The organism is Rhodococcus sp. H36-A4 (assembly GCF_027158005.1).
Lineage (GTDB): Bacteria > Actinomycetota > Actinomycetes > Mycobacteriales > Mycobacteriaceae > Rhodococcoides.
Genome location: NZ_JAPVLQ010000017.1, coordinates 1 through 14,147, shown reverse-complemented (window position 1 = coordinate 14,147; position 14,147 = coordinate 1). Strand labels below are relative to the sequence as shown.

Genomic DNA, 14,147 nt, shown 5'->3' with positions numbered 1-14,147 from the left:
TAGTAGTACTCGTGCTTGAACGTCGACCACAGACTCTCCGCGCCGGCGTTGTCCCAGCAAATACCGGTTGCCCCCATCGAACGCCGCAACCCGTACCGTCCACACGCCTGCTTCATGATGCCAGCTGAGTACTGAGATCCTCTGTCCGTGCAGGGTTGGCGTGAAATGCTGCGGTCAGGGTGATCTGGCGGGCTTCGTCGATCGCGTCGGCGGTACCGAAGTGCACCGATGCCGGCGTATGCCATTCGATACCGGAATGGTGATGAATGTGGTTGTACTCGTTGAAGAACCCTTTCAGGAATGTGCGGGCATCATCAAGGCTGGCAAATGATTTCGGGAAATCGTGAAGATACTTCAGAGTTTTGAACTGCGCCTCCGAATACGCATTGTCGTTCGAGACTCTCGGCGTTGAATGGGATCGGACCACACCGAGGAAGGTAAGCAGTTCCGAGACCAACCCGGAGGTCATCGACACCCCTCGATCGGCATGCACAGTATGTGGCGAGATTCCGTTGCGCTCGATCGCATCATCGATGAATTGCTGTGCAATCAAGGCACTTTCGTGAGAAGCCACGATCCAATGTGGCGTGTACCGGGAGTAGATGTCGATCAAGACGTACAGGTGAAACCGCTCGCCTTTGCGCGGTCCTTTCAGTTTGGTGGGGGCACCTCCCTGCACGCAGTGCTTGGGGGAATGTCTCACGACCACACCTGAGACGGTCCCCTCTCCCTGGGCCGATCAGTTGGCAGTATTGATGCCTAGGCACACCACTAATGGTTTCTCGCCGTGTCGAAGTCAGGCTGGCAGGGGTTGCTACGTTTTGTTGGGACATCCACCAAGGCTCGATGTGCTGCGTCACGAACCCAGTCTGTGATTCTGTCTAAGGTTTCAGACTGTAGTTGCCACCGTTGCCAGTACAGAGGAACTGTGACGTTGTGGTCGGGATCCAGATAGACGAGCGTTCCATCGGATAGGTCTTGCGCAATCTGCCCTTCCGGCAGCACACCCCAGCCGAGCCCAAGTCGAGCGGCAGTGAGAAATTCTCGATTGGAAGGAAGATAGTGAATTGGTGGTTCGCGGTGAGCTTTGATCTTGCGTAGGTAGGCGTGCTGGAGGTCGTCTTTCTTGTCAAACCGCAGCATCGGTAGCTGGCTGAGGTCGAAGCTCTCGTCGGGGCAGTCTCGAACCAACGAGGGCGCGCCGGCAGGCCAATAGACCATGACTCCGAGGGGTTCTATGCTGCAGCCAGGTGCTGGAGTGCGAGAGGTAGTCACAGCGGCCATGACCGCGCCCTGGCGTAGCAGCGAGTCTGTGTGGTCCTGATCCTCGATGTGAAGGTCCAGAAGGATCCGCCGATCAGTAGCGATCGCCTTCAGCACTGGTTGAAACCACGTCGAGACCGAATCAGCGTTGATAGCCAGCGAAAATCTCACTCGAGCACCTGTACTCGTAGTTGTAGGCCCGCCGCGAAACTCGGCATCGGCATCGACAGTTAAAAGTTCGATCTGACGCGTGAGCCGAAGAAGGGCCTGCCCGTTTCTTGTTGGAACCACCGGCCGTGTTCTCTGCAGCAATACAGCCCCTGAGGCTCGCTCAAGTGCGGTGATGCGTTGGCTGACTGCAGACGAGGAGATATGCAACGCCATTGCGGCCCCGTCGAACGATCCTGAATTGCAGATTGCGGCGAGCGTCAAAAGTTGATCGTGGTTGTACATCCACAAATACTAACCCGACATTCCTTCTACTAAGAAGAGGTGTACATGTAACCGACCGGGCCGTACTGTTTGCGCCGTGAACAACCCTGTTCTGGCTTATCTGCCTGTCGCGATCGTCTTTGGGGTCATTCCTGGACCAGACGTCATGCTGGCTGTGAAGCATTCGCTCAGTGGCGGTGTGCGCCAGGGAATTGCAGTGGCATTGGGTGCGGCGACCGGGTCCATGGCGTGGGGTATTGCAGCTGCTGTCGGGTTAGCGTCGTTGCTCTCCAGCGTGCCAGGAGCGTTCGATGCGGTGCGGATCGCAGGTGCTGCTTACCTGGTGTACCTAGGGATTCAGAGCATCTGGCAGCGTAAGGGCAGCTTTACAGACATCGATGCCGCGACCTTTATTGCGCAACAACCGAAGTGGTCACGATCATTCATGACCGGATTCATTGCAGACCTTCTGAACCCGAAGATGGGCGCATTTTATCTCGCAGTGCTCCCGCAGTTCATTCCGCGTGACGGCAACGTCTTCGTCTGGTCCATGTTGCTTATGTCTATCGAATTCGTGGTGGCGTTGATCTGTCTGTCTTCGTACGCATTTCTGGCGTCACGCGCACGGCAATTTCTTGAGAAGGGAAAATTGGGGGCTTGGATGGAACGTGCGTTGGGTGTGGTTCTGGTGGGATTCGGTATCCGGTTGGCGTTCGAGTAGACGGTCTCGTGAATCGAACAGTTCTGCATTATTCGTTAGAGGGCCTATTCAGAGCCCCTCTTTCGAGTCAAATTACATCCTAAATAGGAGCGATGGACGATCCTGGTCGGTCAAATTAATCTGACACACTTTCGTTCATATCAAAACTTTGTCTAAAATTTCTTCTGCATTAGAACCGAATCAGCACGCAAAATAGAGGGGTATTTGATCAATGAGCGAAAAGCTCTGGGGTGGAAGATTCTCTTCCGATATTACTGACGATGTACTTCGTTACACGGAGACAGCATCAGTGGACAGTCGGATGCTTGAACACGATCTATGGCAGAACATCGCACACGTGCTTATGCTTGGATACGCAGGAATTAATACCGAATCCGACACCAGAGCGCTGCTTGCGGGACTACTCGAGATGGAGGGCACACGCGCCGACGGTGGTTTGAAGCTCGACATCCGTCAAGAGGATGTGCACCTCAACACCGAGTTCATGCTCATCGAGCGCATCGGACCTGTCGGTGGCCGGATGCATACTGCGAGATCCCGAAACGATCAGGTGCAGACGGACGCGCGCATGGTGACTCGCGAATGGCTGCTCGATGCGAGTGAAGAACTGCTGCTGTTCGCCCAAGATCTTCTCGGTTGCTCCGAAGCCGAGCGTGAGACCGTGCTTCCTGGTTACACGCATTCTCAGGCAGCGCAGCCTATTTCGGCCGCGTTCTGGAAAGCCGCGCACGCACAGGCACTATTGCGCGATGCCGCCCGACTGATGGACTCCTGGAAACGAATCAACATTAACCCGCTCGGCTCGTGTGCTCTTGCCGGAACGACATTCGGTCTGGACCGCGACTACACCTCGCGTCTCCTCGGATTCGATGCGCCAATGGCCAATGCCCTTGACGCTACGTCCACGCGGGACTGGACCGTGGAAGTCGCCGCGTCAGCCGCGAGCGGTGCCGTGAATTTGTCTCGCATGCAGGAAGAGATCGTCACGTGGAGCTCGAACGAATACGCACTCGTTGAGGTACATGATTCGTTTGCTACCGGCAGCTCGATCATGCCGCAGAAGAAGAACCCAGTGGTAGCTGAGCTGGCGCGAGGAAAGTCCGGCCGGGCGGTTGGCGCACTCGTGCAGCTGCTGGTGATGGAAAAGTCCGTCGGTCTCGGCTACAGCTGCGACCTTCAAGAAGACAAGCCTGTCTACTGGGGAGCCCTCGATACTTACCTCGACACGATTCGACTGTGTCGACGCCAGAATCTGCAGACCACGTTTAACGGCACTCGTGGTCGAGAGCTGTGCTGGGACAACTTCTCGACGGCTACGGAAATCGCCAACATTCTGGTTTCTCGATTCAACACACCCTTCCGAACCGCACACCGCTTCACCGGCGATCTCGTCAATGCAGCGCTCGCCGCTGGCCACACGCTACGCGACGTCGCGTTTACCACCGCCTTCCTTCGAGACGAACATGACATCGAGATCAGCGAGGCCGACATGAGACAGATCTGTGATCCCCTCAATACCTTGCGAAGCTACATCTCCGCTGGATCAACCGGACCCGCACGGGTTGCCGAGCAACAGGCACAAAGCCTTTCAGATGTGGCCAAGAGGCTTACCGAAACCAGACAGATGAGATCGCGACTTGGGGAAGCAAAAGCAGAAAGCCTACGAACGGCCAGATCTGTAGTCAGCGGAGAGAGCTTGACTGAATTCACGATGGAGGTAGGCGTATGAGCATCGTGCTGGCATATTCGGGCGGACTGGACACCTCGGTGGCCGTGCACTGGCTCAAAGAGCGCTACCAGACCGAGATTATCGCCTATTGCGCAAACCTCGGACAAATCGAGGACCTCGACGCTGTCTCGAGGCGGGCCATCGCAGCCGGCGCAACCGAGGTTATCGTCGAAGACGTTCGCGACCGATTCCTCCACGATTACGCAATGCCGGCCCTTGCCGCCGGTGCCGCGTACGAAGGCAAATATCTTTTGGCGGCACCTCTTTCCCGACCGTTGATTGCAGAACGAATGGTCAGGATCGCGCACGACCGCGGCGCGTCAGCAGTCGCACACGGGGCCACTGGCAAGGGGAACGACCAGGTGCGGTTCTACACCTCCGTGCGTGCTTTAGCCCCCGAACTAGACATCTTGGCCCCAGTGATCGACTGGGAAATGACCACTCGTGGTAGCGAGATCGCCTACGCCGACCTACATGGCATCGATGTAGGCATAAGCAAGACAAGTCCATACAGCATCGACACCAATATTTGGGGAACCAGCATCGAGTGCGGCGATCTTGACCTGATCGACCAGGCACCTCCGTCCGACGCATGGCAAATCACCACCGCGCCGGCAGAGGCACCAGATCGCGCAACGACGATCACCATCGAATTCGAGGTGGGCGTTCCCGTTGCCCTCAATGGGCAGAGACTGGGACTGACCGCATTGGTGAGCGAGCTCAGTGAAACAGCTGCCGCGAACGGTGTTGGCCGAACTGAAATTCTCGAAAGCCGGATTGTTGGGTTCAAGAGCCGCGGAGTTTACGAAGCACCCGCAGCAACTGTCCTTCTTGCCGCACGGGCGGACCTGGAAGCACTTGTGCTCGATCGGGAAACACTCCATCACAAGCGATCTATTGCCGACAAGTATGCGGAGTTGGTCTACTACGGATATTGGTTTACAGATCTGCGCGCAGCCTTCGATGCATATTGCGAGCGACTGGCCCACCGAGTGACAGGTGTGGTGACCATCGAACTCTATAAGGGCAGCGCACGGTGCGTCGGCCGTACGTCGCTGAAATACGGCCGATACAGCTCGGCACTGGCCGATTACGAAGAATCCGACACATTCCGGCACGAAGCAGGTGCCGGATTCGCCTATTGCTGGGCTCTTCCACTCACTGAAGGAGTTTTTGCTCGATGAAGGATTCCCGCTCTGTCCTGCTCATTTCCGACAGGTCCCGCTGGTCCGAGATGGCCCACGACTTCCTCCGTCGGCGATTCGTCGACGCCGACTGGTTCGCCTGGGACTACGGAGACCCAATGACTCGACAATTTGATCACTGGCAAGGAAGCGATCTGCTCTTCTCCTTCAAGTCGGACTTCATTCTCTCCGAATCCATGCTCGATCGAGTCCGACAGTTAGCAGTGAATTTCCACCCGGCGACTCCGAATTACCGCGGAATCGGCGGATACCGCTACGCCATCGACGACAACCAAGCACAGTTCGGGGCTACCTGCCACATCATCACCCCAAAAGTGGATGGCGGTCCAATCATCGCTGTCGACCGGTTCGACATCGTGCCAGGGGAATCTGAGACAAGTCTCAGCGAACGGACCGCTGCGGTCGCCCTGGCCCAGTTCCATCGAATCGTGACTGCAGTGTGCGAGGGCGCAGCCATCGACACCGATCATTCCGAACAATGGGGTCAGCACCTCTACACGCGCAGTGCACTCGCCGCCGACCGCCGACAGCGCGGGGAGTTGGTCGAAGCATGACCACCCTGAACTCGGAGTCCGATACCACGTTTCCGTCCGATCGGATCCGATCGGACGGAAACGGCGGCACAGCGATTCGAGATGGCTCCTTGGCAATCATTGAGTTCGATGGCGAAGGGCACAACACTTTTTCCACCGACAAGATGCTCGGTATTGCAGAGCTAGTTTGGCAGCTCGGAGACGCCCCCGAAGTCGAGGCGATTGTGCTGTATGGCGGCGACGGACGGTCGTTCGGCGTCGGCGGTGATTTCAACGAAGTAAAGGACTTCACAGGCGGTTCAGAGGTCAACCGGTGGATCGATGCTTGTGTGGATATGTACCGAGCGGTTCTGTCGGTCTCGAAGCCTACAGTGGCGGTCGTCGATAGATTCTGCATCGGAATCGGGCTCCAACTCGCGCTGTGCGCAGACTGGCGAGTTGGCACCACCACATCCGATCTACGGATGCCGGAACTGAAACTGGGGATCTCCTGCATCCTCGGCGCCCCGCTCTTACAGCATCGGGTCGGACCTGCCGTGGCGAATCGGATGATCATCGGGTGTGATCGTTGGCTCGGCTCGAACGCACTTGCCGACGGTCTCATCGACGAACTCGCATCAAATAGCGATTCGCTCACTGTCGGGCGTACGCGAGCTCGCACGCTATCCGAGTATCAGTCGGTACCGTTCGCTCACACGAAAGCGTTTGTCAATCACTCCATCCTCCTCGACATGGAACGGGCGCGTATTGCGGCAATAGCTGGCCACCGAGCAGGATTCGCTTCGGGGAATTCTGCTCAGCAGAAGATGCGCAGGATCGTAGGAGAGAACCATTGACGGACTTAGATCGCGGATGGGTCGTCTCCGCGCTTGACGGACGCATACAGATCCGTGGCAAAGACACCTGTTCTATTTTGATTCGCAACGACGACTCGATGATGATTACGACGCCACGCCACGGTGAGTGCCGGGTATTTCTGACGCGGACCGATGAGGTTCAGACGTGGGCGGTAGGAACTGATTTCATTGCAACGACAGCAAGCGTCGGCAGCTGCGCTGGCATCACCACCACAGCGCTACACCCAGGAACGGTCCTGGTTGCTGCATTTGAAGGTGGTTTGCTGGTGCAAAGCAAACCACCCGAATCACTCTCCTCGACGCGCGCGCACAAGCGATGCTCCCTCGATCAAGCGATGGGCTGGCTTGATGACGGGCTACGCACTGCTGCAACGGAAATCGCGGCAAAGAGACGTCCGCTGCGGTTGTTGTTGTCCGGCGGTGTCGACTCCGCACTTCTTGCATCCTACCTGTGGAACGCTGATGCCGACATACGCGCACTTACCTTCCGGACACCGTGGGGCGACGAAGTCGAAGGCGCGTCCCGAACAGCACATCACGTCGGACTGCCACTCGACGTCGTAGACGTCACTGCCGAGGAACTAACGGCAGCGATCTCCCCATGCATGCGGTACACACAATCAGATGACGCCGACGTTATCGTCGTGCATCTACTCATAACCGTTGCGTTCGAGATAGCACGCGTATGTGGTGCCGACCTGATCACTGGACTCGGAAGCGACCTGCTCAATGCCGGCGGCACCTTCGGAATGAATGGCGTCGCTGACGACCCCTTCGAACGGGTCGACACGACGAGCGCATCAGGGCTGATGGCTACTGACCAATTCAGTCCCGGACCTCGCATGTATCACCCGTATTGGAGCTCCCCTCTCATCCAGCTCCAACAGGACGTTCCCGCACAGCTGAAAACAACGAATGGTATCGAAAAATATTACCTACGGCAGCTCGCCGCCCACCAGCTCCCGGTTGAAACAGCCTTCGGCAAGAAGGTCGCAATCCAAGAGGGCTCCGGACTGATCGCAGGACTAGAAGGTGCGCTCGGAGAACCCCCATCCACCGTCTGCGCGCGGATCCGGGCCGATGCACTAGCGGGAGCCGTGGCGTACGACAGAAACGCCCGTAGGGCAGAGGAGGTCACAATTTAATGATCACAACCGGCCCCAGAGATCTCGCGTCAGCCGCCACACGCGACGGATTCGCTCTCGTGCGCAACACATCCTTGGACAGAAACGATTTCGAGGTCTTCGTGCGCGGCCTGGGTACGCTCGCTACACATCGATTTGGAACGGGAAGAGCAGGACTTCTGGATCTCGACGCAAGTCCATTGCCCGACCGCGTAGTCACCGGGCGCAGCGCTCTACCTCTGCACACTGACGGCACTCTGGTCGGCGCCTCTCCCAAATATATCGCGTTGTTCTGCAATGCAGTCGATCAACAAAAAGGTTCCGGGTGCACAGAACTCTGCCTACAAACCGAACTTCTCGATGCGACACTTCCATCGACACTTGCCGCAGTGATTACCGTGGAATGGGAATACTTCGTCACCGATGAGTCCCACTTCCCTGGTGTTGCGCACCGCTGGCTATCCATTCCTCCCACCGTTGAATTATCGACGGGTGCAACGCGTTTAAACGTTGCGCTTCCGTTCTCAACCGAGAAAGAATCCACACCCCCTGGATGGGAAGTTCGTCTGGCCGGTTCGACCGAAGACGAAAGTAGATCCGTATTCACAGCCCTGGACAGGTACCTCCGTGACAGTCAGAGCTTTTACTCACACGAATGGGTCCGGGGCGATCTCCTGGTCCTCGACAACGAGCAGGTCCTGCACGGACGCACGCGAATCGAACCAGGCAGCGTCAGGCACTTGTTTCGTGGACAAATTGATGACTGACGAGCGGGGCTTTCTTGCGGCCGTGAAACTTCTGCCGGAACAGGGCCGCAATGCCCTTCATCAGGGAGATCTCCATGTGACATTCCGCGAGCTGGCGGCGGCGGCGACGACGTGGCGCGATATACTCGCACCCGTCATCGATGAAGGAGACGTGGTGATCGTCGACTATCACGCGTCCGCCATCGATTTCATCGCGACTCTGTTGGGAACGATGGCCGCTGGTGGGGTACACCTCTCAAGCCGCGTGCCCCAGACGGCATGGGATCGACTCAGTGCTATGGGAAGCCGCTGGCATGCCGTCACACACCTCGTCGTGAACCCGGAACTCCCAGGTCTGGGATTCGTAGTCGACCCGGATACCCGGGTCTCACTCCGCCACAGGCGTCCCCATGACGCCGATGTGGTTAAGAACGATGCTGTGCGCGGCCGAATCCTCGAGACATCCGGAACGAGCGGTGAGCCCAAATGGGTCTACTGGACGGAGGACTCGTTGCTCGCAGACCGCACCGATTGGTGCCAACAACTTGCCCTGACAGTCGACGACGTGGTGATCAATATCCACCCTCTCGACTTCGCCCACGGGATGGACGTACATGTACTCGCTGGCCTCATCGCCGGAGCGCAAACAGTGCAACTCGACGCAGGCCTCCCGGCTCCCGACATTGCTCGGGCCATATGCGATTGGAAGGCAACCTATATGAGTGCTCTTCCAGCACATTATGATTCGATAGCAACTTCACCGTCGGCATCAGTTTCTATGGGCGACCACCTTACTAAAGCACTGACGGGTGGCGCTTTACTGACATCGACGACGACACGACAGGTTCACGAACGGTGCGGAATCCAGTTACGCAGGCTCTATGGTGCCACCGAGTGCGGCATCATGTGCGCAGACCTGCGACCCCAGTTGCAGAGTGTCGCCGAGTTGCGCCCCATGCCTGGAGTGGAGATGCGACTTCGTCCAATCGACGACATGGATATGGAAACCTATCGAGTCGGCGAACCCGAATTCCGTCGCGCACACCGCGCTCAGGGCTACTGGGGTGACCCCGGGCGCACTGAGATCACCTTCACCGATGGGTGGTACCGCAGTGGTGACGCCGTGATGGTCCGTGAAGACGGCGCTGTCAATGTCCTCGGCCGCATTGACGACGTGTGGTCCAACAAAATGGGGAAATTGTGCTCGGCTGGAGAATTAATAGACGCGATCACCGCCATCGACGAGGTCGACGAAGTCGCCGTGTTCGCACCCTCGGTCGCGGGCACAGACGGCCGGGTTACCGTCCTATGTCGACTTACGTCCACTGGGGCAGACCTGACCCGTATACACCTGCGCGTGCAGAACGTGATGAGCAACTACGGTCTGGTCGGAAGGATCACTCTGATGTCTGATTGGCCGAGAACGTCGGTTGGAAAGCCAGACCGGCGTGCCCTGATGTCTTGGTCGAAGGCATAGCAACGATGAAAGACTATCGAATCAGGAAAGGGTATGCATGATCCCCGCGGCACCGAAGGGATTTCGCTCTTGGACAACCCACTTGGGCCTCGCCGACGAAGGACGAGACGACTTTTCCATGGTGGTTTCGGATAGGCCGTGCACCGCGTCTGTCGTGTTCACCAAATCACTGTTCGCTGGCGCATGCGTCACCTTGAGTAGAAGCTCTGTTGACCGAACCTGTCCGCGTGGTGTGGTCATATTGGCCAAGAATGCGAATGTCGCAACCGGTACGCAAGGGCTTCGCAACGCCAACGAGATCCGTTCCGCCGTCGCCCGCAGCGCCGAGATTGATCCGGATGCCCTCATTATGGCCTCCACCGGTGTCATCGGGGTTCAGTACCCGATGACCACCATCAGAGGGGGCCTCACCGGTCTTGGCGAAGGCTTTCCGCTCGATGCACATGCGGTGGCCTCTGCGATCATGACCACGGACACTCGCGCCAAGGTCTCAGTCCGCGCAGTCGGCGCGAGCACTATCGTCGGGATCGCCAAGGGCGTCGGGATGATCGAGCCCGATATGGCGACGATGCTGTCGTTCGTCTTCACCGACGCCGAGATTTCTCAAGATGATCTCGACCGAACTTTCCGCGACATTGTTGAACGCACCTACAATTCGGTATCGATTGACACTGACACCTCCACGAGCGATACAGCGGCGATTTTTGCCAACGGTGCTGCAGGCCCAGTCTCACATGCCGATTTCGTAGTAGCGCTCGAAGAAGTGTGCACCGATCTGGTGAAGATGATCGCCAGCGACGGAGAAGGCGCGACAAAACTGATCGTCACGACGATCACCGGGGCATCGAGCGAACGTCAAGCACGCCTGGTCGGGAAGACGATCATTAACTCCCCCTTGGTCAAGACAATGATCCACGGTGAAGATCCCAACTGGGGTCGTGTCCTCATGGCCATCGGAAAATGCAGCGACGAGACAGACATAGAGCCCGACAAAATTAGCGTTGCGTTCGCAGACACTGTGGTCTTCCCGAGTTCATCATTGGACGAGGAGACAAGCAAAGCCAACATGGAAGCTGTTCGTGTTCACCTCGCAGCTCCGACAGTCGAGATCAACGTGAACTTAGGAATCGGTACCGAACGGTGGAGGGTCTACGGGTGTGATCTGACCGATGGGTATATACGCATCAACGCGGATTACACCACATAGAGATGGTCAAATTTAGCTGTCCTAACTGTTTTCGCACGCGTGATGCCGGCGTGTGCCCACGCAGTAGCGCGAGCTTGTGCGCGGGCATTGTCGATCGCTGCGAGTACACGCGGAGCATCGCAGGCCAGGACCGAGACCAGTCGGGACACCGTCGGATCCGATGGCACCTGCCCGAAGGTGCCCGCTGTTCTCGCAGGGTAGCGATGTCGGCGAGGCAGTCGCCGCCGAGTGCCAGTGACACTGCCAGATCGACGACAGTCTTGCCGGGGTCGAAGCTCGTTAACGGTTTACGCCATGGTGCGAGCTGCTCGGACAGGGCGGCGGTGAGTCCTGTGACCTCGGCGGTGTGCAGGACGGTGACGGCACCTGCGTGCGAAAATCAAGTCAAATGAGACACTGGGCGTTCAGGTGATCTGTTTTTCGAATGCGGGTTCGTTGATGTAAGCGACGTGCGGGATTTTCGGTGGAGCAGGCCGAGCCGAAAAACGTGCAGGGTTGGCGTGAAATGCTGCGGTCAGGGTGATCTGGCGGGCTTCGTCGATCGCGTCGGCGGTACCGAAGTGCACCGATGCCGGCGTATGCCATTCGATACCGGAATGGTGATGAATGTGGTTGCACTCGTTGAAGAACCCTTTCAGGAATGTGCGGGCATCATCAAGGCTGGCAAACGATTTCGGGAAATCGTGAAGATAATTCAAAATTTTGAACTGCGCCTCCGAATACGCATTGTCGTTCGAGACTCTCGGCGTTGAATGGGATCGGACCACACCGAGGAAGGTAAGCAGTTCCGAGACCAACCCGGAGGTCATCGACACCCCTCGATCGGCATGCACAGTATGTGGCGAGATTCCGTTGCGCTCGATCGCATCATCGATGAATTGCTGTGCAATCAAAGCACTTTCGTGAGAAGCCGCGATCCAATGTGGCGTGTACCGGGAGTAGATGTCGATCAAGACGTACAGGTGAAACCGCTCGCCTTTGCGCGGTCCTTTCAGTTTGGTGGGGGCACCTCCCTGCACGCAGTGCTTGGGGGAATGTCTCACGACCACACCTGAGATGGCCCGTCGGCGAGCAGTTCCGGTTTGACCTTCGGTGGGTGGGTGGCCAGGCGTCGTCGTTCACGATTCTGCCCGGCAGCGGTGGCGATCCGGTACATCGTCGAGGTCGAACACCAGTAATTTCCGTCGTCGAGTTCACGGGCGTAGATCTGACAGGTAGCCAGGTCAGCGTTGGTATCAGAGTTGATCACCGACAGCACGTGGGCGCGTTCGGTAGCAGTGAGTGCTTGTCCGTTGTCCGGGACGCTGCGGCGTGCCTTGGGGCCCAGGACGGGAGGTTTCTGGCGGCGGTAGTGGGTGGCTCGGGAACGGCCGATCAGCGTGCACGCCGTTCTCGTCGGGATCGCGGCGGCGTGGAGTTCGTCGAAGGTGGTGTCGAGCGCGTGGTCGGCGGCATCGTCGTGCCCGTGCTCTCGGAGATCGACTCCAAGAGCACATGCAGTTTTCCCATGATCTCTAGCGCGGCCTCCGTCTGCGTCAGTTGCTTCTCGAGTTGCGCGTTACGCCTGTTGAGGCGGTCGATCTCTTTGCGGTCGGAGGCGTCGATGGTGTTGCCGGTCTGGCTTTTACCTCGATGGACGGCGCTTTTCGGTGTCGTGTTCTCTCGAGTAGCGGACCATTCACGCAGTTGCGACTGGTAGAGGCCTTCGCGGCGTAGGACTGCGGATTTCTCGCCGAACGGGGCTGCGCGGTACTCGTCGATGATCTTGTTGCGGTATTCGGCGGTGAAGGTGCGTCGGGTTGCTTTCAGTGCGGGGTCGATCGGCTCGTCCGGCTGCGGTACGGGCTTTGGGCTGCTCATCGGTGGTGCTCGAGTCATGCCCTCAGGGTGTCCACTTCGTTCACTGCAAGTGTCTCACTTGATCCTGGCAGAGAGGGGAGCGCGAGCGTCGTGTGGCAAAGCTCCCAAACATGAACCTGTGCCTCGAAATCCAATGGGAGGGTGACTACGAATGAGTCAGTCCACCTCTTGAGTCGTCTGTCAAAGCGGCTCCTCAGGTGGCCTTTCAGATAGCTCTTAAAGTGGGCCTCCTGCGCTGCCTCAAACTGGAACGGAGCCCTGTGCAGTGGTGTCAGCGGAGCGGTGTATGCATACTCCCAGCCCTCGCGCCCCTGCATGTTGTACAACTCCTGAAGAGCGGTGGTGCTGATGTACAGCGACCCGGCATCCGTGGGAGGCGTGACACGGTTCGAGCGCCACGCCGAGATGAAGTTGGTGTCCAACAGTACGCCACGATCGCGTACACGCCTCTGGCTCATCGGGTTAGCGTACTTCGAAGTCTGCACTCGAGAACGACCTTTTCGAAGTACGGGGTAACCGAACTACGCGACAACCCCAGCGCAGTGATGCGAACGTACGATCTGCCTCACTTGAAGGCGTCGCATCAGTAATTGTTTCAGGATATGTACCTGTGGTCCGGTGGAATGCGGACGGTAGGGATCGAGAAGGAAAATAAGTCGTTTATGACGCCGAACGGCATCGGACTACCGGTCGCCTATATCGCTGCGCAGATCGCCTAATCGAAACAGCTTCGTTCGATTTCGAACGCAGACCTGCCCGTCCGTCTCGAGGAGATGTAGGGCTTCGTCAATTTTGCTCATCCCTATTCGGGCGGGAAACGGCCGCACGCAGAGGGAGTTCTTCGATCAGCTGTTGTCCGAGTCGGGGTGGCAGGTCCCCGATAGTCGGACCACCGCGTTCTAGAGCCACGGTGTGATTGATGTCAGTCGATCGCGCAGCCCACGGGTTGGTGCGTGTGGGTGCATTGGGCAGCGTACTCGGCGGGTGTCAGGT

Annotated in this window: 15 protein-coding genes and 1 pseudogene; 9 read left to right on the top strand and 7 right to left on the bottom strand. The window is 57.8% G+C overall.

The features are described 5' to 3' along the window. Positions 1–112: 112 nt before the first annotated feature. Entirely contained in the window at positions 113–703 is a 591-nt protein-coding gene (locus O1W68_RS21435) for a DDE-type integrase/transposase/recombinase (protein WP_269307021.1), read from the bottom strand. A 68-nt stretch (positions 704–771) separates the two neighbouring features. Continuing rightward, positions 772–1,716: a LysR family transcriptional regulator ArgP gene (locus O1W68_RS21430; protein ID WP_269307019.1), complete on the bottom strand. Its 945-nt coding sequence runs from the start codon at positions 1,714–1,716 to the stop codon at positions 772–774. A gap of 76 nt (positions 1,717–1,792) precedes the next feature. On the opposite strand from O1W68_RS21430, the gene O1W68_RS21425 reads away from it, so the two are divergent. The 9 genes from O1W68_RS21425 to argJ all read left to right on the top strand — a co-directional run bounded on the left by O1W68_RS21425 (position 1,793) and on the right by argJ (position 11,294). Then, positions 1,793–2,416, top strand: a complete 624-nt coding sequence (locus O1W68_RS21425; protein WP_269307017.1) for a LysE family translocator — start codon at positions 1,793–1,795, stop codon at positions 2,414–2,416. A gap of 211 nt (positions 2,417–2,627) precedes the next feature. Then, entirely contained in the window at positions 2,628–4,145 is a 1,518-nt protein-coding gene (argH, locus tag O1W68_RS21420; protein ID WP_269307015.1) for an argininosuccinate lyase, read from the top strand. Then, complete coding sequence (locus O1W68_RS21415) at positions 4,142–5,329, top strand: argininosuccinate synthase (protein ID WP_269307013.1); 1,188 nt, start codon at positions 4,142–4,144, stop codon at positions 5,327–5,329. The genes argH and O1W68_RS21415 overlap by 4 nt, the downstream gene beginning before the upstream one ends. Beyond that, entirely contained in the window at positions 5,326–5,904 is a 579-nt protein-coding gene (locus O1W68_RS21410) for a formyltransferase family protein (protein WP_269307011.1), read from the top strand. The genes O1W68_RS21415 and O1W68_RS21410 overlap by 4 nt, the downstream gene beginning before the upstream one ends. Further along, the gene (locus O1W68_RS21405) at positions 5,901–6,719 is read left to right on the top strand and encodes an enoyl-CoA hydratase/isomerase family protein (RefSeq protein ID WP_269307010.1); all 819 of its coding nucleotides are present in this window, start codon (positions 5,901–5,903) and stop codon (positions 6,717–6,719) included. Before O1W68_RS21410 ends, O1W68_RS21405 begins: the two co-directional genes overlap by 4 nt. Before the next feature lie 287 nt (positions 6,720–7,006). Next, positions 7,007–7,885, top strand: coding sequence for an asparagine synthase C-terminal domain-containing protein (locus O1W68_RS21400; RefSeq protein WP_269307008.1), 879 nt, complete (start codon positions 7,007–7,009; stop codon positions 7,883–7,885). Next, a complete protein-coding gene (locus tag O1W68_RS21395; protein WP_269307006.1) occupies positions 7,885–8,631 on the top strand; it encodes a TauD/TfdA family dioxygenase in 747 nt (248 codons plus the stop codon). Before O1W68_RS21400 ends, O1W68_RS21395 begins: the two co-directional genes overlap by 1 nt. After that, positions 8,624–10,087 (top strand): class I adenylate-forming enzyme family protein, encoded by a 1,464-nt coding sequence (locus O1W68_RS21390; RefSeq protein ID WP_269307005.1) that lies wholly within the window; start codon positions 8,624–8,626, stop codon positions 10,085–10,087. The genes O1W68_RS21395 and O1W68_RS21390 overlap by 8 nt, the downstream gene beginning before the upstream one ends. A 37-nt stretch (positions 10,088–10,124) precedes the next feature. Then, the gene (gene argJ / locus O1W68_RS21385; RefSeq protein WP_269307003.1) at positions 10,125–11,294 is read left to right on the top strand and encodes a bifunctional glutamate N-acetyltransferase/amino-acid acetyltransferase ArgJ; all 1,170 of its coding nucleotides are present in this window, start codon (positions 10,125–10,127) and stop codon (positions 11,292–11,294) included. Between the two features lie 44 nt (positions 11,295–11,338). Here argJ and O1W68_RS21380 read toward each other — a convergent pair. The 5 genes and pseudogenes from O1W68_RS21380 to O1W68_RS21360 all read right to left on the bottom strand — a co-directional run. Continuing rightward, positions 11,339–11,670, bottom strand: a pseudogene (locus O1W68_RS21380) (transposase); the annotation flags it as partial. 28 nt (positions 11,671–11,698) lie between these two features. Beyond that, the gene (locus O1W68_RS21375; protein ID WP_269307001.1) at positions 11,699–12,337 is read right to left on the bottom strand and encodes a DDE-type integrase/transposase/recombinase; all 639 of its coding nucleotides are present in this window, start codon (positions 12,335–12,337) and stop codon (positions 11,699–11,701) included. Then, positions 12,334–12,543 (bottom strand): hypothetical protein, encoded by a 210-nt coding sequence (locus tag O1W68_RS21370; RefSeq protein ID WP_269306999.1) that lies wholly within the window; start codon positions 12,541–12,543, stop codon positions 12,334–12,336. The genes O1W68_RS21375 and O1W68_RS21370 overlap by 4 nt, the downstream gene beginning before the upstream one ends. A 125-nt stretch (positions 12,544–12,668) precedes the next feature. Beyond that, positions 12,669–13,172 (bottom strand): hypothetical protein, encoded by a 504-nt coding sequence (locus O1W68_RS21365; protein ID WP_269306997.1) that lies wholly within the window; start codon positions 13,170–13,172, stop codon positions 12,669–12,671. Beyond that, positions 13,169–13,612, bottom strand: a complete 444-nt coding sequence (locus O1W68_RS21360) for a hypothetical protein (RefSeq protein WP_269306995.1) — start codon at positions 13,610–13,612, stop codon at positions 13,169–13,171. The genes O1W68_RS21365 and O1W68_RS21360 overlap by 4 nt, the downstream gene beginning before the upstream one ends. Positions 13,613–14,147: the final 535 nt, after the last annotated feature.